At 61.5% G+C, this 23,908-nt stretch carries 23 protein-coding genes and 1 pseudogene; all 24 read right to left on the bottom strand.

Annotated elements, in window-relative coordinates; translation table 11 throughout:
- Positions 1-2: 2 nt before the first annotated feature.
- The 24 genes and pseudogenes from napH to ACR3EN_RS18395 all read right to left on the bottom strand — a co-directional run bounded on the left by napH (position 3) and on the right by ACR3EN_RS18395 (position 23,891).
- Complete coding sequence (gene napH / locus ACR3EN_RS18510) at positions 3-920, bottom strand: quinol dehydrogenase ferredoxin subunit NapH (protein ID WP_480870458.1); 918 nt, start codon at positions 918-920, stop codon at positions 3-5.
- Complete coding sequence (gene napG / locus ACR3EN_RS18505; protein ID WP_480870455.1) at positions 917-1,696, bottom strand: ferredoxin-type protein NapG; 780 nt, start codon at positions 1,694-1,696, stop codon at positions 917-919. The genes napH and napG overlap by 4 nt, the downstream gene beginning before the upstream one ends.
- Positions 1,697-1,723: 27 nt before the next feature.
- Positions 1,724-4,216, bottom strand: a complete 2,493-nt coding sequence (gene napA / locus ACR3EN_RS18500; protein ID WP_480820401.1) for a nitrate reductase catalytic subunit NapA — start codon at positions 4,214-4,216, stop codon at positions 1,724-1,726.
- A gap of 17 nt (positions 4,217-4,233) precedes the next feature.
- Positions 4,234-4,506 (bottom strand): chaperone NapD, encoded by a 273-nt coding sequence (locus tag ACR3EN_RS18495; RefSeq protein ID WP_480820403.1) that lies wholly within the window; start codon positions 4,504-4,506, stop codon positions 4,234-4,236.
- Positions 4,503-5,015: a ferredoxin-type protein NapF gene (gene napF / locus ACR3EN_RS18490; RefSeq protein ID WP_480858553.1), complete on the bottom strand. Its 513-nt coding sequence runs from the start codon at positions 5,013-5,015 to the stop codon at positions 4,503-4,505. Before napF ends, ACR3EN_RS18495 begins: the two co-directional genes overlap by 4 nt.
- A 173-nt stretch (positions 5,016-5,188) precedes the next feature.
- On the bottom strand, positions 5,189-6,094 hold the full coding sequence (locus ACR3EN_RS18485; protein ID WP_480820407.1) for an FAD:protein FMN transferase: 906 nt from the start codon (positions 6,092-6,094) through the stop codon (positions 5,189-5,191).
- A complete protein-coding gene (locus ACR3EN_RS18480; RefSeq protein WP_480820409.1) occupies positions 6,091-6,606 on the bottom strand; it encodes a nitrous oxide reductase accessory protein NosL in 516 nt (171 codons plus the stop codon). Before ACR3EN_RS18480 ends, ACR3EN_RS18485 begins: the two co-directional genes overlap by 4 nt.
- Positions 6,603-7,424 (bottom strand): ABC transporter permease, encoded by an 822-nt coding sequence (locus ACR3EN_RS18475; RefSeq protein WP_480820411.1) that lies wholly within the window; start codon positions 7,422-7,424, stop codon positions 6,603-6,605. Before ACR3EN_RS18475 ends, ACR3EN_RS18480 begins: the two co-directional genes overlap by 4 nt.
- Positions 7,421-8,314 (bottom strand): ABC transporter ATP-binding protein, encoded by an 894-nt coding sequence (locus tag ACR3EN_RS18470; protein WP_480820413.1) that lies wholly within the window; start codon positions 8,312-8,314, stop codon positions 7,421-7,423. The genes ACR3EN_RS18475 and ACR3EN_RS18470 overlap by 4 nt, the downstream gene beginning before the upstream one ends.
- Positions 8,304-9,560: a nitrous oxide reductase family maturation protein NosD gene (locus ACR3EN_RS18465; protein ID WP_480820415.1), complete on the bottom strand. Its 1,257-nt coding sequence runs from the start codon at positions 9,558-9,560 to the stop codon at positions 8,304-8,306. Before ACR3EN_RS18465 ends, ACR3EN_RS18470 begins: the two co-directional genes overlap by 11 nt.
- Positions 9,561-9,562: 2 nt before the next feature.
- On the bottom strand, positions 9,563-11,470 hold the full coding sequence (nosZ, locus tag ACR3EN_RS18460; protein ID WP_480820417.1) for a TAT-dependent nitrous-oxide reductase: 1,908 nt from the start codon (positions 11,468-11,470) through the stop codon (positions 9,563-9,565).
- 14 nt (positions 11,471-11,484) lie between these two features.
- Positions 11,485-13,606: pseudogene (locus tag ACR3EN_RS18455) on the bottom strand (4Fe-4S binding protein).
- Between the two features lie 44 nt (positions 13,607-13,650).
- Positions 13,651-14,115 carry a DUF2946 family protein gene (locus tag ACR3EN_RS18450; protein WP_480820419.1) on the bottom strand — a complete coding sequence of 155 codons (465 nt, stop codon included), beginning with the start codon at positions 14,113-14,115 and terminating at the stop codon, positions 13,651-13,653.
- Between the two features lie 124 nt (positions 14,116-14,239).
- The gene (locus ACR3EN_RS18445) at positions 14,240-14,503 is read right to left on the bottom strand and encodes a hypothetical protein (RefSeq protein WP_480820421.1); all 264 of its coding nucleotides are present in this window, start codon (positions 14,501-14,503) and stop codon (positions 14,240-14,242) included.
- Positions 14,460-15,983 (bottom strand): cytochrome D1 domain-containing protein, encoded by a 1,524-nt coding sequence (locus ACR3EN_RS18440; protein ID WP_480820423.1) that lies wholly within the window; start codon positions 15,981-15,983, stop codon positions 14,460-14,462. Before ACR3EN_RS18440 ends, ACR3EN_RS18445 begins: the two co-directional genes overlap by 44 nt.
- A gap of 76 nt (positions 15,984-16,059) precedes the next feature.
- A complete protein-coding gene (nirJ, locus tag ACR3EN_RS18435) occupies positions 16,060-17,274 on the bottom strand; it encodes a heme d1 biosynthesis radical SAM protein NirJ (RefSeq protein WP_480820425.1) in 1,215 nt (404 codons plus the stop codon).
- 3 nt (positions 17,275-17,277) lie between these two features.
- The gene (gene ahbB / locus ACR3EN_RS18430) at positions 17,278-17,760 is read right to left on the bottom strand and encodes a siroheme decarboxylase subunit beta (protein WP_480820427.1); all 483 of its coding nucleotides are present in this window, start codon (positions 17,758-17,760) and stop codon (positions 17,278-17,280) included.
- On the bottom strand, positions 17,757-18,206 hold the full coding sequence (locus tag ACR3EN_RS18425; RefSeq protein WP_480820429.1) for an Lrp/AsnC family transcriptional regulator: 450 nt from the start codon (positions 18,204-18,206) through the stop codon (positions 17,757-17,759). Before ACR3EN_RS18425 ends, ahbB (ACR3EN_RS18430) begins: the two co-directional genes overlap by 4 nt.
- Positions 18,203-19,192: a siroheme decarboxylase subunit beta gene (ahbB, locus tag ACR3EN_RS18420; protein WP_480820431.1), complete on the bottom strand. Its 990-nt coding sequence runs from the start codon at positions 19,190-19,192 to the stop codon at positions 18,203-18,205. Before ahbB (ACR3EN_RS18420) ends, ACR3EN_RS18425 begins: the two co-directional genes overlap by 4 nt.
- Positions 19,193-19,195: 3 nt before the next feature.
- The gene (locus ACR3EN_RS18415; protein WP_480820433.1) at positions 19,196-20,341 is read right to left on the bottom strand and encodes a cytochrome D1 domain-containing protein; all 1,146 of its coding nucleotides are present in this window, start codon (positions 20,339-20,341) and stop codon (positions 19,196-19,198) included.
- 55 nt (positions 20,342-20,396) lie between these two features.
- Positions 20,397-20,705 (bottom strand): c-type cytochrome, encoded by a 309-nt coding sequence (locus tag ACR3EN_RS18410; RefSeq protein ID WP_480918473.1) that lies wholly within the window; start codon positions 20,703-20,705, stop codon positions 20,397-20,399.
- Positions 20,698-21,459 (bottom strand): uroporphyrinogen-III C-methyltransferase, encoded by a 762-nt coding sequence (gene cobA, locus ACR3EN_RS18405; RefSeq protein ID WP_480820437.1) that lies wholly within the window; start codon positions 21,457-21,459, stop codon positions 20,698-20,700. The genes ACR3EN_RS18410 and cobA overlap by 8 nt, the downstream gene beginning before the upstream one ends.
- A gap of 189 nt (positions 21,460-21,648) precedes the next feature.
- Positions 21,649-22,056, bottom strand: coding sequence for a cupredoxin domain-containing protein (locus tag ACR3EN_RS18400; protein WP_480820439.1), 408 nt, complete (start codon positions 22,054-22,056; stop codon positions 21,649-21,651).
- 50 nt (positions 22,057-22,106) lie between these two features.
- Positions 22,107-23,891: a NapC/NirT family cytochrome c gene (locus ACR3EN_RS18395; protein WP_480820441.1), complete on the bottom strand. Its 1,785-nt coding sequence runs from the start codon at positions 23,889-23,891 to the stop codon at positions 22,107-22,109.
- Positions 23,892-23,908: the final 17 nt, after the last annotated feature.

The following is a 23,908-nucleotide window of genomic DNA, read 5'->3' as shown; positions in this document are numbered from 1 at the left end:
CCTTAAATAGGTCTGGCTGCGCGCGGCTGTGGCGCGGGATCGGGATCGGAAGGTGCGGCGACCTGGTCGTCGAACCGGTGAGTGAAAGTGAAAACGTCAACGGCGCATACATCGATGCAGCGTCCGCAATTTGTACAATCGGGTGACAGGATCAGAGGGGTGCTGTCCCCTTTACCCCTGAGCGCGGGTGATATGACGTGGTTTTCCGGGCAAACGGCAAAGCAATCCATGCAATCGTCACATGCGGCGCGGTTGGGGGCGCTTACGCGCAACAGGGCTTTGGTTCCGACCAGCCCGTAGAAGGCCCCGACCGGGCAGACATGGCCGCACCAGCCATGGCGCGAAACAAAAAGGTCGAACAGAAAGATCGCAATGACCATGGTCCAGACGAAACCCATGCCAAAAATCAGGCCGCGATGCAGCATGGTAATCGGATTGACCATTTCCCACGCGATCGCGCCGCTAAGGCCGGAAACGATCAGGACCGTCGCCATGATCCAAAGGCGTGTACCGCGTTTGGGCTGCCAACCTTTCTGCAGGCCCAGCTTGCGGTGCAACCAATGCGCGCCGTCCGTCACCGGGTTGATCGGGCACACCCACGAGCAATAGACGCGGCCCCCAATCAGGGCGTAAGTGACCAGAACGATTGCAGCGCCGATGGCCGCAGTCAGTTCTGGCCAGTGCCCGGCCACAAGGCTCTGCAGGAATACAAACGGGTCGGTCAGTGGTAGCACGCCAAGGGTCAGCGACCCCGCCAGAGTGCCCTGCACAACCCAGATGCCAAACCACGGGCCCAACAGAAACAACAGCAGAAAGAACAGCTGGCTGGTTCTGCGCAGCAGCAGGTACTTGTGGGCACCCAGCCAGCCCTTGGCCTCGAGGGCTTCCCGTCCCACTGGAAGATGTGTGCGGGCGGTCATTGCTTCACCCCCGGCAGCTTGAAAACAGGCTCGAACCCACCCGGTGCGACAAGGTTGTCGGTGCCCGGCCCCGGTAAACGATCCGGCAGGTCTATGATGCCCTCGACGATCGGCGCGCCTTTGGCCTCTTTCTCTTCCCAGCCGCGACGGTAGTGCTCTGCGCTGCTGCCGCGCGCAAGCCGCGCGGGCAGAACCTTGATTGCGGCCTCGGGCAGGACGCAGCTTTTCTCGCACATGCCGCAGCCGGTGCAGCGGTCGGCATGGACCGTCGGGATGAACACCGCATGGTGGCCCGAGCGCGCATTATGTTCGGTTTCCAGCGTGATCGCCTCGTCGATGACGGGGCAGACGCGGTAACAGACGTCGCAGCGCAGGCCGAGGAAGTTCAGGCAGTTCTCCTGATCGACCAGCACGGGGTCCAGCGCCCCGGTTGGGCAGGCGGCGACGCAGGGGATGTCGTCGCACATCTCGCAGGGCACGTCGCGCGCTGTGAAATAGGGCGTGCCGGTGGCGACGGCATCGACACCCAACTCGGCCAGTTTCAGCGTGTCATAAGGGCACTCTCGCACGCACAGACCACAGCGAATACAGGCGGACAGGAAGTCTTGTTCAGGCAGGGCACCGGGCGGCCGCAATGCTTCGGCAGGCAAGGCCCGTGCATCGCGGGCCAGATAGGCCAGCAATGATCCGGCGGCCACACAACCGCCTGCCGCCCGCGCCGCATCCTGTAGGAAGCGACGCCGGTTTGGCGCAAGGGGTTTGCCTGCAGAAGACATGGGAACAACCTTTGCCTTACTTGCCTGTTACGCGCGCTCGACCTTGCAGGCGCATTTTTTGAAGTCGGTCTCTTTTGACAGCGGGCAGGTCGCGTCCAGCGTCAGCTTGTTGGTCAGCTGGCCTTCGTCGAACCATGGCATGAAGACCAGACCGCGCGGCACCTTGTTGCGGCCCCGGGTCTCGACCCGGCTGTTGACCTCGCCCCGACGGGTGGACAAGACGATCTCTTGACCGCGGCGCAGGCCACGTTCCTTGGCGTCTTCGGGATGCATGTAGACCACGGCGGCCGGATAGGCGCGGTGCAGTTCAGGCACACGGCGGGTCATCGATCCCGAGTGCCAGTGTTCCAGCACACGACCGGTGCAGAGCCACAGATTGAATTCGTCATCCGGTTCCTCGGCCGCCGGTTCATAAGGCGCAAAGATGATGTTCGCCTTGCCATCCGGCTTGCCATAGAACTGCACGCCCGCCCCGGCCTCGACATAGGGGTCATATCCTTCGCGGAAGCGATAGAGCGTTTCCTTGCCGTCCACGACCGGCCAGCGCAGGCCGCGGGCCTGATGGTACACGTCGAACGGAGCCAGATCGTGCGCATGGCCGCGCCCGAATTCGGCATATTCCTCGAACAGGCCTTTCTGCACGTAATAGCCAAAGTGTTCGGATTCGTCGTTGTCGAACCCTTCGGCGGTTTCCGACAGCGGGTATTTGTCGATCGTGCCGTTGGCGAAGATCACGTCATACATGGTCTTGCCGCGATGCTCGGGCATAGTGGCCAGCAATTCCTCGCCCCAGACTTCCTCGACGGTGAAGCGTTTTGAGAACTCCATGACCTGCCAGACATCCGACTTGGCCTCGCCCGGGGCCTTGACCTGCTGACGCCAGAACTGTGTGCGGCGTTCCGCGTTGCCATAGGCGCCTTCTTTTTCAACCCACATGGCGGTGGGCAGGATCAGGTCAGCCGACAGCGCGGTGACGGTCGGATAGGGGTCCGAAACGGTGATGAAGTTTTCCGGGTTGCGGTAGCCGGGATAGCCTTCTTCGTTGATGTTGGGCGCGGCCTGCATGTTGTTGGTGCATTGCACCCAATAGGCGTTCAGGTCGCCGTCTTTCAGTTTGCGGTGCTGCAGCACGGCGTGGAAGCCGGGCTTGGCCGGGATGGTGCCGGCGGGCACGTTCCAGGCTTTTTCGCAAATCTCGCGGTGCTTGTCGTTCATCACCACCATGTCGGCGGGCAGACGGTGGGCAAAGGTGCCGACCTCACGCGCCGTCCCGCAGGCCGAGGGCTGACCAGTCAGCGAGAAGGGTGAGTTTCCGGGCTCCGAGATCTTACCGACCAGCAGGTGCACGTTATACATCAGCGAGTTCACCCACGATCCGCGGGTGTGCTGGTTGAAGCCCATGGTCCACAGGCTCATGACCTTGCGGTTCGGATCGGCGTATTGCTGGGCCAGACGTTCCAGCGAAGCGGCGGGGACGCCGGATAGCTCGGACGTATATTCCAGAGTGTATTTGGAAACCGCTTCGGCATATTCCTCGAAGCTGATCGGTTCCATCTTGCCGACATTGGGGTTCTCGGCGGCCTCTTGCAGCGGGTGATTGTCGCGGAGGCCATAGCCGATATCTGTGGCGGTCTTGGTGATGTTGACGTGGTTCTTGACGAATTCCTCGTTCACCGCGCCGTTCTGGATGATGTAGTTGGCGATATAGTTCAGGATCGCCAGATCGGTCTGCGGTGCAAAGATCATGCCATTATCGGCCAGCTCGAACGAGCGGTGCTCATAGGTTGACAGCACATGCACCTCGCAGCCCGGCTTGGTCAGGCGCGTGTCGGTCAGGCGCGACCACAGGATCGGGTGCATCTCGGCCATGTTCGAACCCCAGAGCACGAAGGTATCCGCGTGCTCAAGGTCGTCATAGCAGCCCATCGGCTCGTCGATGCCGAAGGTGCGGATAAAGCCCACCACGGCAGACGCCATGCAGTGCCGCGCGTTGGGGTCGATATTGTTCGAGCGGAAGCCCGCCTTCATCATCTTGGCGGCGGCATAGCCTTCCCAGACGGTCCACTGGCCCGAGCCGAACATGCCGACACTGGTCGGGCCTTTCTTGGCCAGCGCTTCTTTCCATTTGGCGGCCATGACGTCAAAGGCTTCGTCCCACGAAACGGGCTCGAATTCGCCGTTCTTGTCGTACTGGCCGTTGGATTTGCGCAGCATCGGTGTGGTCAGGCGGTCCTTGCCGTACATGATCTTGGACAGGAAATAGCCCTTGATACAGTTCAGACCCCGGTTCACCGGCGCGTCCGGGTCGCCCTGGGTGGCGACGACGCGCCCGTCCTTGGTGCCGATCAGGACCGAGCAGCCGGTGCCGCAGAACCGGCACGCGGCCTTGTCCCAGCGGATGTCGGGGTTGCCGACTTGCGCGCTGGCCTGCCCGGTCGCAAGCGGCAGGCCGGCGGCCGAGGCCGTCGCGGCGGCCGCGGTTGATTTCAGGAATGTCCGGCGGGATTCAGAGATGGTCATGACATGGGTCTCCGGCTTTATATCTGGCGAGAAGCGTTGAGGTGCGGACGGGTCTCCGCGAGGTCTTCGAAATGGTGATAGGTCAGGGACAGAGAGATCACGCCCGGGATCTGATGCAGATCCATGATCGTCTCGGACGCCAGTTTCTCGGGCGTGTCCTCGACTACAACAACGATGCGGCCATCCTCGGCCGCCGCATGAATTTCAACGCCATCGACACGCCCCATGGCCTTCTGGGCCTCTTGGGTGGTGTCGGGCGTCACGTGAACGAGGCATCCACAGATATTCATTGCAGGCTCTCCGAGGGCTGAGGTTCGATACGTACGAAGCTGACGGCGCCTGCTGGGCAAGCGCTGGCACAGGCGCCGCAACCGCTGCAGTTCGTCTGATCAAGAACGGGTTCTGATCGACCACCAAGTTGGGGTTTGAAACGGAGAGCGTTGTTATCGCAGACGTCCTGGCATACGCGGCAGCTTACGCCGTTCAGGGACAGACAGCTTGCTGATACACTGGCGCGCCAGGGCCATTCGGTCACCAATTCAGGGAGCAGCGCCCCGGTCGGACAGACCTCGGCGCATTTGGCGCAGAAGGTGCAGGGTGACGCAGCAAGGTTTACAACCGGCCACCCCTGTGCGTCGATTGAGATGATTTCTTCGGGGCAGGCGGCGCCGCAATCGTCGCATTGGGTGCATAGTTCGTGGAAATCGGCCAATACGGCGCCAGGTGGTCTTATTGCATCCGCGCGCTTGCGCAGGGATCTCCCACGCAGAAAAGCGCGACGGCTGGCTAGCTTGTTCATTGGCTTGCGGTCCACTGTTGATCTTGAGTCGTGTTTTGCCAAGCACTGTACCGAACAATCGATGGTCAAAAATTGACCTAAGTCATGTGCTGAGTGCTTAAGTTTCGGTCGCTTTGAAAACTCTGAGGATTGTTCAGGCCGGAAGGCGGATGATTTCGGTTCCTGCCCGTGCTTCACATAAGCATCTCAATCCGGGCACCCGGGAAACGGGACAGAACCCCGGTGAATCCGTCGTGGGGGACAGCGCATAAAGCCGTCGACAGCCCATCCGCTACAGCGGCACTGGGGGCGGAGACGGACACAGTGCTATGAAACACGCGCTCACGGATTGGGTTCAGAATATGCCCCTTCCCACCTGGCAGGGTCATGGCCGCAGGAGATGAGGTCGCCACTGCCCGATTGCTGAGGCTGATATGATTTTCTAATGCTCCATTCGCGGAGGCCAGCCCAACCTGCCAGGCGCGCCCATCGCCGCGCCGTCCTTCGGCCCGGATTTCTCCCATATTTACCAACACATTTCGCAGGCCAAACGACTTGAGAAGCCTGGAAATTCGATCCGTCACCTCGCCCTGTGCCACGCCGTTCAACGTCAGGGCAGACACGCCCGGAACTGGCAAACGAATTTCATCCATACCCACCACGACGTTCTTCCATCCGATGATACCCGACGCCTTGTCTCGTTCGGACGCGGCAGCTTCGTTGGCCAAAGCCATCCAAAGCGGTTGAATGGTCGGGTCGAAGACGCCCCCCGACGCTGCATGCAGGGCGCTGCACAGGCTCAGGATTTGCAAAAGCTCGGCTGAGGGGGCCGACAAGTGGCCCGTTCGGTTCAAACGGCACAGCTCTGAGTCGGGGCGGTACAGGCTGAATATGTTCTCCAGTCGGGAAACTTCGGAGGCAACCGCGTCAAAAACGGGGGCGGCTTCCGCGTCGCTCAGCCCATTCAAGTGCATACTGGCGGGCGCGCCCAATGCGATCCCTGTCCACCGGGCAGATGGCCCGGCTGCGGATGCCGCCGCCGGAAAGGACATGCAAGCGGCCGAAATGCTCAGGAAACGGCGGCGAGAGTAGCGGCTCATGCGGGTGTCTCCAGCTGCAGGTCCAGATCGACGGGGCCGAGGACCTCGGTGTCGGGAATGTCAGACAGGGGCAGCGCCGTGCCGCCATAGTCGGTGATGAACGCTTCGGCGGCGACGGGGTCTGCAAAGGGCACCACTTCGCGCGCACCCATGCCACCCTTTACGTTGGCTCCGACCACGAAGGTCGCGCCATCAGCGGGAATCCAGTTCGAGATACCCGGCTGCCGCCAGCTGGGGGCGACGCTCATGTCGCTGACATAAACGGCGGTGATCTTGGCGTCGCGCTCGGGGCTTTTGAGATAGGCCACCATGTCGCGCACCTGTGCGAAAAACAGCGGCGCGGGGTAGCCCTCCAGATGGATCTGCCCCTTGGGCCCGCCATGTTCGGCGATGTTCATCTGGCAGAAGAAACTCAGCGCATCTGGGGTCAGGTCCACCGGGTCTGGGGCCTCGGCCACCTCTTCCTTGCAGGCAGCCAGCGCGATCAGGGCAATCAGGCACAGGCGCTTCATGGCTCAACCCTCCTAAACGCGGCCCGTGCAAGGGCAAAGCCGATCACCGGCCAGATCAGCAGCGACACGGGCGCGGCCCAGACCGGCAGGGCCTGCGCGGCCCCGGTCATGCCCGAGGCCATTGCGACGCCTTCGGTTGCGGCGATGTTCCACAGACGGAATGCGTCGGCCGGGTTGGCCACCATCACCCACGGAAAGACGGATTGGGTGAAGGTGCCGCCCTTGTCCATGACGACGGCCCCCAACAGGCCCAGATCATAGAGGACGACAAAAACCAGCCAGAGCCCGGCCGACAGACCCGCCGCCGCCGTGGCCCCTTTTGCCAAGGCGGACAGCAGGTATCCCAGCGCCAGAAAGACAGCGCCCAGCAGGATCGAGGTGAGGATAAGGCGCACCAGAGCCATCAGGCTTTCAGGCCCCGCGCCCCCGAAGAAGGCCGCCACAGCGCCTGCGGTGCCGAAACCGACGGTCATGGCAAAGGCCAGTGCAGCCAGATGGGCGGTGAACTTGCCCAACAGGATTTCTCCGCGCCCCGCAGGGTAGGACAACAATAGGGAAAGACTGCCCCGGTCCACGTCGCCTGCGATGGCATCGAAAGAAATCATCAGCGCCAGCAAGGGCGCAAGGTAGACCGACAGCGTGGTCATCGACGCGACCGAGACGGTCAGCATATCGACCCCCAGCGTGCCGGTCGGGGCGCTACCCGCAAAGGTCAGCGCCAGCGCGAACAGCACCATGATCAGTGTGGCGACCAGCAGCCAGCGGTTGCGGCGCAGGATCAGCATTTCGGTGCGGGTGATGGCGAGGAAGCGGGTCATAGCCTCTCCTCCTGTGCGTAGTGACGATAAAGGTCTTCCAGCTTGGGCGGGGTCATTTCGACATCCGCCACCGCGTCGCCCAATCCGGCGATGCGGCGCAGGGCCTCCATCTTGTCTTCAGGGGTGCAGAGCAGTTCCACAGACGCCCCGTTGATCCGATTGCCGCCCAGTTCGGCGGCCAAGGCGTCAGGGTTGGCACTGGCGCGCACCTTCAGGCGGATCGGCAGACCGGCCAGCGCAGACAGGTTGGTCAGCGTATCATCAGCCACCATCCGACCCTTGCGCATGATGGCGATGCGGTCGGTGCGGGCCTCAACCTCGGTCAGGGCGTGAGACGCAATCAATACGGCGGTGCCTTGTGCAGCCAGCTCATCAATGATGGCATACAAATCCTGCCGCGAGATCGGGTCCAGCCCGCTCGTTGGCTCATCCAGCAATGCGACTTTCGGCTGACCCAGCAGCACCTGTGCCAGACCCAGACGTTGCCGCATCCCTTTGGAATAGGCCCCAATCCGGCGGTCCAGCGCATCGCTCAGGCCAACCCGCTCCAACAGGCCGGGTACATCCGCCTTCGCGCCTGAAAGCTGCGCGAACAGTGTCAGTTCCTCGCGTCCCGTCAGCGCCGGGTGGAAGGATACCGCCTCGGGCAGATAGGCTGTCTCGCGCCGCGCCTGCGCGCTGCCGGGGGTGGCGTCTCCGATGCGAATGGTGCCGCCATGGATCGGCGTCAGGCCGAGGATGGATTTGATCAGCGTCGACTTGCCCGCGCCGTTATGGCCCAGCAGCGCCACGCGCTGACCGGGGGCAAGGGACAGAGTGATATCGTCAAGAACGCGGGTCTTGCCACGGTCCTTGCAGACTTGGTCAATCGTCAGGGCCTTATCCGTCATGAGGCACCTTTTTCATAGCTGGGGGTTCAGGGGCTTGCATCAAGGGGTTGCTGTCCATCACACCCCCCGGCAGCAGAGCCGGGAAGGCCGATTGCGACCAGCGCACCAGCTGCACGGCAGGCGAGCCGAGCAGCAATTTGGCTGCGGGTTGGGTCCACAGCACATGGTCCATTGAATCGTTGGGGCGATACGGGGCATCGGCCACGCCGTTGCCATCCACATCATAGGCGGCGAAATCGGACCAATAGTTTCCGCGCCCGTCTTCTGACCACTCGACCCATTTGGTCGAGACATATTTCACCTGCGTCCGGTTGCCGACAAAGGCATTGCCGACGATCCGGTTGCGTTCACTGCCGGCGGTAAAGTGGATGCCGATGCCGCAACCCTGGAACCAGTTGTCAGTGAATTCGTTCTTGTTCGAATTATACAGGAAGGTGCACTTCTCTTTCGCACCTTTGACCACATTGCCGGTGATGACGCTCTTGTTGGCATAGTTCAGCATCACGCCATGCTCGCGGTCGTCAATCGACACATTGTCGGTGACTTTGACATTCGAGGTGAACATCACCGCATATCCCAGATCGTTGCCGATCGAGACGTTGTTGCTGACCTCGGAATTGTCGGCATACATATAATGCACGGCAAAGCGCAGATCGCGGAACAGATTGCCGGTGAACAAGTTCTTCTTCGAAGAATTCACGAAAATCCCGTCGCGGCCAAACTGAATGTCATTGTCGGCGACAACGGCCCCCGGTGCGTTCCAGACATAGACCCCGTTGCCGCGCGCGTTCATGTGGCGGTCCTGCCGCCCCTCGATCCGGTTGCGGCGCACGATGCTGTCCTTGGCCCCATGGATGTCGATGCCATAGAGATTGCCCAGCAGCACATTGTCCTCGACCACCGGCGCGTGGGCCGTTTTGGTCAGCTGGATGCCGCTGTCGATCCCGTCATGGTCCGAGCCTGAGCCAATCACCGTCAGCCCGCGCAGGGTCACGCCGGGCCCGGTTACGGTGATGACGCTGCCTTCGCCTTGTCCGTCAATGGTGGCCAAGCCCTGCCCGTCAATGGTGACGGGCCGGTCCAGAACCAATTGTTCGGTATAAACACCGGGGCTCAGGCGGAGGGTGTCTCCATCCGCCGCCTGCGCCAGTATCTCGTTGATGGCCCCCGCCCGGTTGGGCACATCCCAGTCCGCCGCCCAAAGGGGCGAGCCGAGCAGGAGCGGTATGAGCAGGGACCAACGCATCGTTACGCGCTCCGCGGCTCAACGAACATCCGGCCGCGCATTTCCATGTGCAGCGCGTGGCAGAACCACTGGCAATAGAACCAGTGCACGCCCGGACGGTCGGCAATGAACGTGACCGAGGCGGTGGCCTGCGGTGCAACCTCCATCGCGATGCCGAAGTTCGACAGGCAGAAGCCGTGGGTCACATCGTCCACATCATCCAGGTTGGTGACATAGACAGTCACTTCATCGCCCTGCTTGACGGTGAACTTCTCAAGGCTGAACACAGGCGCGGTTGAGGTCATGTAGACCCGCACCTTGTTGCCATCCCGGATCGGCTCCTCGGCACCTTCATCCAGATCGACACCATCGGCCGCGGCCTGCTGGCGTGCCTCTTCCCACATCGGGTCGTTGCGATCCCAGACATTGACCGGGTTCACCTTGGACCTGTGCACAAGGATCGAATCGTGCGGCTCGGCAAAGGTCGGGCCGTCATGAACCACCTTCATCTTGTCGCCCGAGATGTCGATCAACTGCTCATTCTCAGGCTTCAGCGGCCCAACGTTCAGGAAGCGGTCTTTCGAGAACTTGTTCATCGAAATCAGCCACTTGCCATCCGCTTCGGCGGTTTCACCCATCGAGGTCGAGTTGTGGCCCGGCTGATACTGCACGTCCACCTTGTCAAGGATCGGATCAACGTCGGCACCGCCAAAGGCTTCGATCGCTTTGGCGATGTCCCATTTCACCACCTGGCTGTCCAGGAACAGGGTGGTGTAGGCGTTGCCCTTGCCGTCGAATGCGGTGTGAAGCGGACCAAGACCCAGCTGTGGTTCTGCCACGATAGCCGAACGCGGGTCAGCGTTGTCGGCAAACAGCGCGTCGACTTTTTCCACATCGATCACGGACACGGTCGGCGACAGCTTGCCGTTGATCATGATGTGTTTCTTGTCGGGTGCTGCGTTCACACCGTGCGGCGAGTTCGGGATCGGGATGTAACGGGTCAGGTTGCCACCTGCCTCTTTGCGCCCGTCCACGACCTTGACGCCGTTCAGTTCCTGATAGTTCCCGGAAGCAATCGCGTCCTCGATGCCTTTGAGGTTGAACACGACCACATGGTCCAGCTCATTCTCGGTCATCTCGGCCAGGTTCATACCCATTTCCGAGTTGTACGAGGTCGAGAACGCATACTTGCCCTGATAGTCGCAATCGGTGTTATCGAGGTTGCCCGAGACCATCACCTGCCACGCGATCTCCATCGTGTCGCCGTCGATGGCGGTGAAGATGTTCACGTATTTGGACGGATCGTCGAGGATCTGGCCATCGTTGACCAGCGGGGCCTCATGCTCACCATTGGCAAAGACATAGCCGGTGCGCGGGTATTTCTGCGGACGCAGACCGTGGATGTCATGCGCGTTCGGAATTTCGATGATCTTGTCGCATTTCATCACGTCGCAGCGCACACGGGCCACGCGGGTGTTGGCCTTGTCGTTCATGAACAGATAGCGGCCGTCATAGGTGCCATCGGTGAACGACATATGCGGGTGGTGCAGGTCGCCATTGTCATAGGTGACCTTGCCGTTTGCGGCCAGAAACTCCTTGGTTTCGGGCAGCAGGCCTTCGGTCAGAACCTTCAGCGATTCATTGGTCTGACCCCAACCCGTGGCCGAGCAGCGGTTGAACACCGGCACCCGCATCAGCTCACGCATCGAGGGCACGCCCAGAATGCGCAGCTCGCCAGTCTGGCCCGAGGACCAGAAGCCGTAATATTCGTCCAGCTCACCCGGCTCAAGATGCGCATTCGCGGCAGCACTCGCCTCGCGCGCGGTCATCAGGGTCGAGCCCAGCCCGGTCCCGGCAATCACCGCACCGGTTGCGGTTGCGCCCAGCATCCCGCGGCGTGTGATGTTCAGTTTCTTGTCATGTTCCGACATGATCGTCCCTCCTTTTAGGAAACGGTTTGCGGTTTGGCGTTCGGATGGTTCGCCGGTGGTTGTCCGAGCGGGGTTTTCATCTGGACCGACCCTGTCTTGGCCCGCCGTTTCAGCTGGCGGATAACGACGGGACATTTGTCCTCGGACTGATAAAGCACCTGACAATGCAGGCAGGTGACGCACTCGTTCGGATTGATCTCACCCGTGGGGTGGATCGCCTGAACGGGGCATTCATTGGCGCAGGTCTGACAGGGGGTGCCGCAATCCTTGTAGCGGCGCAGCCAGTCGAACATGCGAATACGGGCCGGGATCGCCAGCGCTCCGCCCAACGGGCAGAGATAGCGGCAATAGAACCGTTCCACGAACAGCCCGATCCCCAGCAGGGCCAGCGCAAAGACGACAAACGGCCAGTCGCGCATGAATTTCAGGATGATCGCAGTCTTGAACGGCTCGACCTCGGCATAGGTTTCGGCCAGCGGGATCGAGACAAAGCTGATCCCGAACAGCACCAGAAAGATCATGTATTTCGCAGGCCAGAGGCGTTCATTCAGACCCCAAGGCAAGGTCCATTGCGGCACCTTGAAGGCCCGCGCGATCTTGTTGGTCAGTTCCTGCAACGCGCCGAACGGGCACAGCCAGCCACAATAGGCCCCACGCCCCCAGAACAGCAGCGCGGCGGCGACGGCGAACCACTGGATAAAGACCAGCGGGTCCAGCAGGAAAGCATCCCAAGAGAAGCCCGTGCGCAGGCTGCCCGCCAGCGCCATCAGGTTCACCACGCTCAGCTGTGCATTGGCGTACCAGCCGATGAAGAACAGCGTCATGGTCAGATATCCGATGCGGAACCAATAAAAGACCCGCGCATTCATGGTGGCGTGGAACTGGAAGAAGAAGGTCGCCGTCAGCACCAGCAGCATCGCGCCCAGCACCCCGATCTCGACCGTGCGGTCCTTCCAGATGCGTTTCCAAAGCGCGGCCTTGGCCGCCGCTTCGCCGGTGGCGTCATCGACAACCACAGGGGCCGCGACGGGCAGCAGGTAGTGTTCCGGCAGTTTGTAGCCCAGATCGAAGGTCAGGAATGTTTTCTCAACCGCGCCTACGGCCCGCTGGGCGAGTAGTTGCAGGCGGAAGGGCTCTGCGGGGTCGAACTCGGCCTCGGCGGGGATTTTGAAGATGTCCAGTTCCGTAAAGCTTGGGGCATCGGGGGCTGCAACCTCGCCCAGACGACGCTGTTGCTTGTCAAAGAACCGCACCGAATTGTCGCCCTGGATCAGCTGAATCCGGTCGAAAATCCCGCCCCGGACATAGCCTGAGCCCTTGAAGCTATAGGCCCCGCGACCCAGCACCAGAATGGCTTGCTCGCCTTCGTCCAGCCAATTGACCATGTTCTGATATTCGGCCTCGCCCAGCAGCGACTTGCCGATCGACGGCACCGAGACCAGCGCCATATGCATATCGATATAGGTGTCATCGGGTTCGCCCGGTTCAGGGCGCTTGATCGCGCGCTGATCGCCCTTCGCCTCAAACGCCGCGTTGACCTGCCCGATATCCAGCGTCAGCCGCCGGACCGAGCCGTCGCCCGACAGCGTCGTCCAGTCATAGATGGCGTCCTGCGCCATATCGACCTCGCGCTTGGGCCCATCGGCCTGCGCCGGTGCCAAGCCGCCCAACCCCAGCGCGCGCCACCTTGATGCCGCCCCGCACAAGACTGTCATCGATCACCATGATCGTGACGGTTGCACCCGAGATGATATCAAGGTCGTGCCCTTCACCGCCAGTCTCGGCCTCAATCTTCAGATCAAGCCCGGCATAACCTTCGGTCAGTTCCACCATGCGGGAATTGGGGATGCCGATCAGCACGATGGGTTCCGAGTGCTTGACCAGCTGCACCCCGGTCAGCACCGCCTCATCATCGATGGCGGCGACCACATGAATGGGCTTGCCGGAATAGCCGGTGGTGCCGACCAGATCAGAGGTTAAGAAAGCCCAGGCGATGCGGTCGCCGTCTTTAAGAACGGGGGCCACCTGCACATCGTCGCGGACGGGACCAAAGGCATCGGCACCGGGGGCCAGATCGGCGGGCTCAATCTCGGGTAGGAAGCTGGCAAGGCTGTCGGCATGGGCGCTGATCGCCATAAGGCACGACAGGGCAAGGGCCAGCAGGAAATGGATTGCGCGACTTACGACCACGGCGCACCTCCGGGAATTTGGGTGAATGCCATGGACGCGCGCAGGGCGCGTTCGGTTGTGATTTCGGGCGCGCACGGGGGCCCTCGGGTCTCGGGCCACAGCCGATGAGTTTGGTACAAAACGGAAGATGTGCCGATTTTCCCATGTACAAAACGGAAGATTCCGGCATGCGTCACCTGTGCTAACTCGGGCATCGGCGCGGCGCTGGTGACGGCACACAGCGCGCAATCGGCGCATTTGGGGCAATACGCGGTCGGGTCTTCGGCACCCTCCTCAAGGTCAACCTCGACCCAGACCGCGCCGCCTTCCGAGCAGATCTCCACCCAGACACTTTCACCGGGACTCGCCAGCGCCGGTGCAAAAGTCTGGAACAAAAGAAGGAGTATGCCCGCCAACCCGGCTGCCGCGCGAACCGCGCGGTCAGGGAGATTGTGCAGAGGGGTCATGGCAGGCATGGAGTCTCCGACTCGGGAAGCTATGCCTTGGTGGTAGAGGATTTGAACGAGTCGCTACTTGACTTAGGTCATTTGTTTTTGAACCGTCCAAAAATTAATCAAATTCGAAAATTTGCATTTATAATCAACCGTCTGCTTCATCCATCAACCCGCGCACCCAACGCCCTGCCAACCAGGCCGCAGGGGCACCTGATGGGATGGACCACAGGATCGCAGAGACCGGGCTGATGGCACCAAAACCCGCACTATGCAGGATTAACCCGGCTAGAAACAGGTTGATGGCCACGGTCAAAGCCGTGGCCGGATAGAGCAGGATAGCCAGTTTCCAGACCGGCCATTTGCCCTCAGTGGCTGGTGCCTTCCGAGAAGGTGATTTTGTTCCAGACATTATACTTCCCAGAGGGTTTGCGCATCGGCAGGCGGCGCACTTCTTCCAGCGTCTGCGCGTCATAAACAATCACCGCGCCGTCATCCTCCCAGATGGAAACCAGCGCGTGGCTGCCATCCTTCGTGAACTCCACATGCGCCACGGTTTTGCCGGGCGCAGGGCGCAAGGTCTTCACGATCTCAAGGCTCTGCTTGTCAATCACATGCATGGCGTCTTTGTTGGGGCCAAAGAACACATCGGCCCAGACATACGGCGAATTCTCATGGCTGCGCATGAAGAAACCCGGCCCTTCGGTCTTGATCCGCTTGACCGTTTCCCAGGTTTCCATGTCGATCACCGACACGGTGCCATCAGTCAGGTGCGGCGTGGCCATTACGGTTGTATCACCGCGCTGCCACGTGATGCCCGAACCCAGATGCGGCATGCCCGGCAGGTCCAGATCAGCAACTTTGTGGCCGATGACCAAATCGATCACCTGACCGCCCTTGCCATCGCGCGAGGCGCCCATGACGTATTCATAGCTTTGGTCGAAGAAGAAATCGTCCAGATAGTCGGGCGTCGTGATCTTGCGCAACGGGAAGGGATCGGGGTTCTTGAACTGGCCTTCGATACGGAAATCATGCCCCAACCCGAATTGCGGCGGATTGGCCCCGTAGAAAACTTCCCAAATTTCGGGCACATCCTTCAGCGCCAGCACAAAGCTTTCACGCGGAGGGGCTTGATAGACGGCCGAGACACGGCTGGGAACGCCCTTTTTGCTTTTGACCTCGACAACCTTTGCGACCGACAGATCGTCAGTCGACAGTAAGGTCAGCGAGTTCGGCAGATAATTCGCCACAGCCACCCATTTGCCATCACCCGACATGGCAATATTTCGACTGTTGAGGCCTGCGCGCACGCGACCCACCTGCTGTAAAGCCCAGATATCATATTTCTGCACCCAGCCATCGCGCGACATGATGAAGACATACCGCCCATCGGGGCTGAACTTCGGCCCGCCATGCACGGCAAAAGGTGTCTCGAACCTGTCCAGAACCTCGAACGTATCCCCGTCCAGCACGCTGACATGGTGGTCACCGGTTTCAACCGCCAGAGTGATGTTCATCGGGTCGCTGTTCCAAACGGGCGCGTCCACCGCTGCATAGTCTTCGTCCAGAATACGGCTGGCCATGATATCGGCTTCACCCCATTCTGGATCAGTCTCCAGCGGAGATTTTAGCCAGCCCGCTAGCTCTTCGATCCGAAGCGCATCAAGCTCATGCGAGAACGCTGGCATCTGAGTCGCGGTCCGACCTTCGGCGATGACCGCCGCCACACGCGGCCCCCGCATCCGTTTCAGTGTCTCAGGGATCAACGCAGGACCAACCCCGCCCAGACGGTTCTCGCCATGACAGGACGCACAGAATTCAGCATAGTCCGAAGGCGCATCCGCCCAGGCTGCGCCCACACTCAGGACCGAACACAGGGCCCCGATCTTCATCTTTTTAAAAATACTCCCGCCGGAGGCTCCTGCCCTCGCCACACGCGTAACGGCCGGGCCGGCAGGACCAAGGATTTCAAAAGAACTGATGCGCCGGATCATGGTTTTTCCCCCGGAACGGCGTGACCTGCAGGCGCTCGCCTGCATCTTCAACACCGATCTCTTGATTTGACAGATAGCAGGCCGGATCCTCGGCCCACGGATCGCCAGTCAGTTGCAGCGCCCGGATACGGGTGTTGCCGCCGCAGACGTCCTTGAGCTGACAGGCCCCGCAGCGCCCCTTCAGCGGGCGCGGACGGGTGCGCAGCATCGCCAGCATCGGGTCATCGCTGGTCCACAGCTCGGAGAACGGTTTGGTCTTCACATTGCCAACCGTGTAATCCGACCAATAGGTGTCGGGATGCACGCGGCCCAGATTGTCGATATTGGCCACGCCCAGCCCGCTGGAGTTTCCACCCCACGCTGCCAGATGCTCTCGCACATGTGCCGCTTTGTCGGCGTCGAAATGCGCCCGGACCCAGTTCAGGAAATACCCGGCATCGGCATCATTGTTGCCGGTCACGATGTCCAGCGGGCGGCCCCCGGATGCGGCCTCCCACGCGCGTTCCAGCAGCAGGTCCAGACCGGTGCGGGTGCGCAGATGTTCGGCATCCTCGCCCCGGTTTTTGTCGCCGCGCCCGGCATAGACAAGGTGGGACAGATAGAACTTGTCGACACCCTCATCATCGCACAGCTTCAACAGGTCAGGCAGATGATGCTGGGTGCCTTCGGTCAGGCAGAACCGCAGGCCCACTTTGATACCGCGTTTCTTGCATTCGCGCACGCCGCGCAGGGCGTCGGCAAAGGCGCCTTCAACGCCGCGGAACCAGTCATTCGTGGCGCCGATCCCGTCCAGCGAGATGCCCACATAGTTGAACCCCACATCGGCGATCATGTCTGCGGTTTCGTCGTAGATCCGGGTGCCGTTCGTGGACAGCGCCAGCATCGGCACCAGGTCACGCGCACGTTTGGCAATGTCGAAGAAATCGAACCGATCTAATGGTTCCCCACCCGAGAGGATCAGGGCCGGGACGCGAAATTGGCCCAGATCCTCAAGGGTTACCATGGCTTGCTCGTGGCTGAGCTCGCCGGGGAAGGCCACATCCGCCGAGACGGTGTAGCAATGGCGGCATTTCAGATTGCAGCGCCGGGTCAGGTTCCAGATCACCACTGGCTTCACGGGACCGGGGCGGCGTTTGCGCACCGGGGTCGGTTTGACCAGTTGGTGCATGTATTCGGTCAGGCGGAACATATCTCAGCCTTTCGTTTTCAGGCGCAGCCCGGTCTTTTTCAGGATGCGCGTGGAATAGAGGATGTCTTTGGCCCGGCAGGCATCGCCCAGAATGGCGGCGATCTCGGCGCGCTTCTCTTCAACTTCGGCCCGGTCGGTACCATGGACCATGGCGAACAGATTATAGGGCCAGTCGGGCAGCGCGCGGGGGCGTTCATAGCAATGGGTGACAAAGGGCAGAAGGCCGATCTGGGCGCCCATCTCGGCCACCTGATCATCCGCCACATCCCATACGGTCATGCCGTTCGACGTCATGCCCAGCTTATAATGATTGGGGGCCGCCGCGATGCGCCGGATCACGCCGCGCGATTTCATGTCGGCGAGGCGGAACATCAGGGTGTCTTCATCCAGACCCAACCCCTCGGCCACCTGCGCGTAGGGCGCAGGCACCAGCGGCAGGCCGCCTTGCAGCGCCTCGATGATCTCTCTGTCTTTTGCGTCGATCATGCTGCCACCCGGAAGCCGATGAAAAATTCCTGAAGTTTGGGAAATTGCAGGACTGCGATCCCGGTTTCCCGTTCGATGGCCTCGGCTGCGGTTGCGATCCCTTCGGGTGTTTCGGTCGCCAGAACGAACCACATATTCAGCCGGTGCGTACGCTCATAATTATGCGCGACCTCCGGATGCGCATTGACTTTGGTCAGGACGGTTTCGAAATCTTGCGGAGGGACGGCCATCGCGCACAGGCAAAAGGCCCCGCCCATCGCGGCGGCGTCGAAGAAGGGGCCGAAACGGGTGATGACGCGGTCTTCTTTCATGCGGGTCAGACGGCCCAGAAGGTCGGACTCCGTAATCCCCAACTCCTTGGCAATCGCGGCGTAGGGGTGCGCCGTCAGCGGCAGGTCATCCTGCATCCGATTCAGGATCGCGCGGTCGGTGTCGTCCAGTTTCATGCCGCCACCTCTTTCGCCTGAATCAGCGCGCCGGTCTGTTTGAAGCAACGGGTCGAGAACAGAACCTTGTGCCGTGCGCCCGCCAACTCGGGGAGGGCGGCGGCCCCGGCCAGAACCTCCATCGCCTCGGGGCGCGAGCGGGCGTGGATCATGGAATAAAGGCGATAGGGCCAGACGCCTTCGACCGGGTTGCGCTCATAACAGAGCGTCACGCCTGGATGAGCGGCCAGCGCCGAACCTGCGGCGCCAACCTGATCGGCCGGCATATCCCAGACTACCATCGCATTGGCGGACCAACCCAAAGCGCGGTGGCGCACAATGACGCCGAGGCGCGAGATAATCCCGGCCGCGTGCAGGGCCTCGATCCGTCCCATCACATCGACTGTGCTGCGGCTCAAGGACCGGGCCAGTGCTGCATAGGGTTCTGCGACCAGCGATAGCCCGGAGCTGAGCGCCTGCAGCAGCGGCCGGTCGCCGTCCTTCATGGCTGAACAATCCACTTTGCGGGGGCCGGGAACATTGCGGGTCTCGCCCGACATCCGGAACCCCAGATCGACGTTGAACGGGCGTACCAGCCGCAGGTCCAGCACGCGCAATCCGGTGCGGCGGCTGATCCGTGCAAGTGTTTCGTTCACATGCGCGCGGTCCGGGCCGGTGGCCACGAACCACAGGTTCCAGTCATCCTCGCGCTGGTAATTGTGGTTCACGCCGGGTTCCGCGTCGATCAGGGCAGCAACCTCTTCCAGACGCGCGTCAGGGGCGGCGACAGCGGCAAGGGTGCTGGCGGATACCGCGCCGGGCGCGATGGTCGCGCCTACCCGGGTGATGCGCCCGGTCTTGCGCATCCGCGCCAGCCGGTCGAGCACTTCGGCCTCGTCCAGACCAAGCGCGTCGGCCAAAACCTGAAACGGACGCGTGGTTATGGGGAAATCGCGCTGGAACTCGTCCAGCAGACGGCAATCGATGGGGTCAGTGATATGTTGCATCGGTTACAGCCCCGTTCTGTGCGCGCGGGCGGTGAAGAAAATGCCGGATGGGCTGTCAGCCTCAATCTCGCGCAGTTTCTCGAAGCTCTGCGTGTCGTAGACCATGACCTTGTTGGCATCGCGCACGCTGATCCAGACCTCGTGCCCGCGTGGAGTAAACTCCATATGCAGCACGGCGGGCCCCGGTTTGAATTCGTGGATGATTTCTTTGGTCACTGAATCAATGACCTGGATCGTATCGTTCAGCGGGTGGGCGAAATTCACCCAGACCTGCCGCCCGTCAGGCCGCGCCATTGCAAAGACCGGCTGGCCATGAGTCTGCGTGCGCCCGGTTTCGGTCAGGGTGTCCGCATCGATCCAAAGAACCTCGTGATGGCCGACGGCCGGCAGAACGAACTCGCGCCCGGTCAGCGCCCAGCCTTCTAGATGGGGCATCTTGTAGACCGGCATCTCTTCCTGCCCGCGCCCATAGTTTGGCAGCACGCGGATCGGTTCGGGCGTCTCAGACCACAAGTCCAGCGCGGTCAGACCGTCCTCGCCAAAGAGGCCGGTGATATAGGTCCGGCCATTGGCGGTGATCAGCGCGTCATAGGGATTCTTGCCCATATCGGGGATCTTGGTGATCGCCGGGTCGCCCTTGGCGAAATCGGCAATCCAGGTCTCGCCTGTGTCCCACATGGTGAACACGAACCGGCGACCGGGCGCATCGACCAGCCCGATGGTTTTGCTGTCGGTGGGAATGTCGGCGACCATTTCCAGCGTGTCCGCATCAAAGACGCGCACGCCGCCGGGTTCATAATTCGACACGGCGACCAGTTTACCGTCATCCGAAATCGCACCGCCGATGGCATTGCCCGCCTGCACCACACGGTTCACGATCTGGCGGGTGACGATATCGACCTTGGTCAGCCCGCCGTCGCGGCCGAACACATAGGCGAAACGCTGGTCGGGCGAATATACCAGCGAGGCATGGGACAGGTCGCCCAGCCCTTCGATCCGGGCCAGCGCGGCGCGGTCGGATTGATCGACCAGAAGGACCGAGCCCTTGGCGCGTTCGATCACAAGGCCCAGGTCTCCGGTCGCTGTCGGTTCGGCTTGCGCCGTGGTCATCAGCAGCGTCGCGGCGAGGGTGAGGATGAGCTGTTTCATTGGGCCTCCTGTGCCAGCAGGTAACGGGCGATCCATTCGGCCTCTTCTTCGCTGATCAGGGGCCGCCAGGGGGCATCGCGGTGTCGGGGATGCCGTCGAGGATCACGCCGGTCAGAACCTCGGCGTCATAGTGTTCAAGGGTTTGGGACCGCAGATCAGGGCCAAGGCCGCCCTTCAGCGACAGCCCATGGCACGAGCCGCAATCCTGATGCACAAGGCGTTTCAGGGCGTTAGGGTCGAGTGTGTCGGCGGCAAAGGCTGTTGTGGCCAAAAGCACAGCCGTCGAGAGGGTGGCACGCGCGGTCCAACCCTTGCGTCCCGCCGATGGTCGCTGTGCCGGTTTTCTACGGCCAAGCTTAGCCATGAGCCTGCTCCAATAGCTCAGCCACAGGCTGTTCTGCGTATAGCGAAACCACCTTGCCGATGATGAACAGTGTCGGCGCTTTCAGGTCAGCCGCACGCACATCCGCAGCCAGCCGGTCCAGTCGGGACACCATGCGGCGCTCGTCCGGGGTGGTAGCCTTTCCGACGGCCAGAACCGGGGTCGAGCCAGGCAGGTTCTCGGTCATCAGCCCCATCGCGATCTGGCCGATATTGGCGACGCCCATATAGACGACCAGCGTCGAGTCGGGATCGGCCAGGCGTTTCCAGTCCAGATCCAGCACCTTGTCGGCCTGCCGATGCCCGGTGACATATTGCACCGAGGTCGCCAGCCCGCGATGGGTCAGCGGCACGCCGGTGGAACTGGACGCGCCCTGCGCCGCCGTAATCCCCGGCGCGTATTCGACCGGGATGCCGTTGGCCATCAGATACGCGGCCTCTTCCGAGCCGCGGCCAAAGATCATCGGATCGCCGCCTTTCAGCCGCGCAACCGTATGGCCTGCGCGGGCTTCTTCGACGAGGATGTCATTGATGCGATCCTGCGGCACCGTATGGCATTTGGGCGCCTTGCCCACCGGGATCAGCCGCGCGCCATCGGCGTGCAGGTTCAGGATATCGGCCGAGACCAGACGGTCATAAACCACCACATCCGCCTCTTGCAGCATCCGCAGGGCGCGCAGGGTCATCAGTTCGGGGTCGCCGGGGCCTGCGCCAATCAGAAAAACCTTACCGCTCATGTGTGAACTCGCTTGGTCTGAATGTTCCTTGAGCCCGGAGGTCCTGCGCGATCCGGTGACGTTGCTGGGTGAGCCGGGCGTGTCATGGGGTCAGACTGGCGCAATCGAAAGCAAACCTCCTTGACTAAAGTTAAGGAGCGCGGGTTTTGCGCCCGCGCTCCTCTTTCGTGCCTGTATGGTTGCCTCGGCTCAGGGTTCGACGGTGATCATTCCGATCATGTTCTGTGTTTCCCAATGCGGCCCGCACAGGTATTCCTGCGGACCGGGGGTAAGAAAGGTCAGATCCACCGATTCCTCGGGAAACAACCGGTCGCTTTCGGGTTCGCTGCCATCCTTCAGCAGGACCGAATGGCTGGTGCGTTTGTCGACATTCACCCAGCGTACCGTGGTGCCTGCCTTGACCGTCAGTTCGACCGGGCAGAACAGGTACTTGTACATCAGCACCACCTCGGCATCCTCGACAGCAGATGAGGGCTGGCCGAACAGTTCGACATAGCGTTCTTCGGCCTCGGCGCAGGTGGCGGCGATGTCGTCATCCGCTGCCAGCGCGGGTGAGGCCAGAAGCAGCAGGGCAGGAAGAAGGTTTTGGGGTTTCATCGACCTCTCCTTAGGGTTGGGAAAGGGCCGGGCTATCCGGCCCCGATCTGTTACTGTTTGACCACGTTGATAAAGGCGCTGTCATCATCCAGCGCCAGGCTGGTATCCAACGTCACGTGGTGGAACCGTGCGGCGGCAAAGTCATCGTGGATGGCAAAGCCAACCGTATAGGTCTGACCGGATTCCAGCGGCACGTCACCGGCCGCGCCAGAGTTCAGCGGGCGGGTGAATACGACCGTCCAGAGGCCGCCGTCCAGGCTGGCGGAGGCGGCGATCTCGCCGTCATTGACCACGCGCTGTTCCAGTAGGTAGCCATTGGTGGCGCTGCCGTCCGCATAGACGCGCATCAGGTCCAGATAGGTGCCATCGGCCAGATACTGTTCGATCTGCTCGGCGGCCTGCAGCTTGTCCCAGCCACCCAGCGCCTTGCCGCGACGGCCTTTGATCTCGACCTCGGTTCGGCTTTCGCTGATGTATTTGGTCACCGTGTCCTGAGCGCTCAGACGGCCTGAGATATCTCCGTTGGCGGCAATCGCATCCGCGCCCGGATCAAAGGGCATATAGGTGTTGTCGGCATGGCACGAGGCCCAGCAACCCACCTGATCGCCCATCTCGATGCCAGTGCCGGTGATCATCATCGCCACTTTGATCTGGTTGTCGGGGTCCATTTTGCCGCCATCGACGAAGGGGGCAGGGTTGTGGCCCGCATCCGGCCATTGCAGGCGGATATACAGGGTCTCGTCATCATGGGCCGCCTGTACGGTTGCATCGATGACGCCACGCTTACCGGGGATCGGCGTTGGTTCCAGATCGCCACCGGCCACGATCTTGTTACCGATCGCGTCCAGTTCTGCGGCGTGACAGGTGGTGCATTTGTCGCCGCCTTTGGTCAAAGGACGTGCGCCGCCATGCGATCTACCGTTCTGGACCCATTCGAACGAAGCCTGACCCGGATAGAACAGCTTCATATCCGCACTTGGAACAGCGGCCCAATCGATATTGATGCCGACATCGCTGCCGTCACCCGCTGGCGCTGCGGCTTCTTCGCCTGCAGCCTTGGCGCGTTCTTCGGCCACAGCGGCATCCACGGCGGCTGCGATCTGCGCCTGTACCGCCTCTTGCTGCGCTGCGCGGGCGACTTTTTCAGCCTCGGCGTCGGCGGCTTCCTTGGCTTCGATGCGTTCCAGGCTGGCCAGATATTCAGCCGGGATCTCGCGAATGAACGCTGGGTTTGGGGCTTCGAGTTCTTCCAGGTAATCCTCATCCGCCCGTTCACGGGCATCCGAGTGTGCAATCCCCTTGTGGCAGTCGATACAGGTCTGACCAACGGTCATCGCGTTCAGGTGTTGCTGCCGCGCGCGGGGTTTTTGGAATTCGGGCATCATCGATTCGAAATCGTGACAGTTGCGGCATTCACGCGAGTCGGTGGCTTTCATCCGCTCCCATTCGTTCATCGCCAGATGCACGCGCTTGGCTTCGAATTTCTCGCGCGTGTTGATGGTGCCGACCATCTTGCCATACAGCTCTTTGGACGCTTTGATCTTGCGGATCATCTTATGCGTCCAGTCCTTGGGCACGTGACAGTCGGAACAGACCGCGCCCACGCCGGACCGGTTCACGTCGTGGATCGTGCCGGTATATTCCTCATAGACGAAATCGCGCATCTCGTGGCACGAGACGCAGAATTCCTTGGTGTTGGTCGCTTCCATGGCGGTGTTGAACCCGCCCCAGAAGATGATGCCGGCGGCAAAGGCCGCAGCGATGCCGGCCACGGGCATTCCCCACAGGAAATACCGGCGCCAGATCGGTTTTTTCTTTTCCGGTTCCGAGGTCATATCCGGGCTCCGTTTTG

The sequence above is a fragment of the Ruegeria sp. G7 genome (assembly GCF_056535465.1).
The sequence above is the reverse complement of the archived record's forward strand: the minus strand, read 5'-3'. Positions and strand labels throughout refer to the sequence as shown.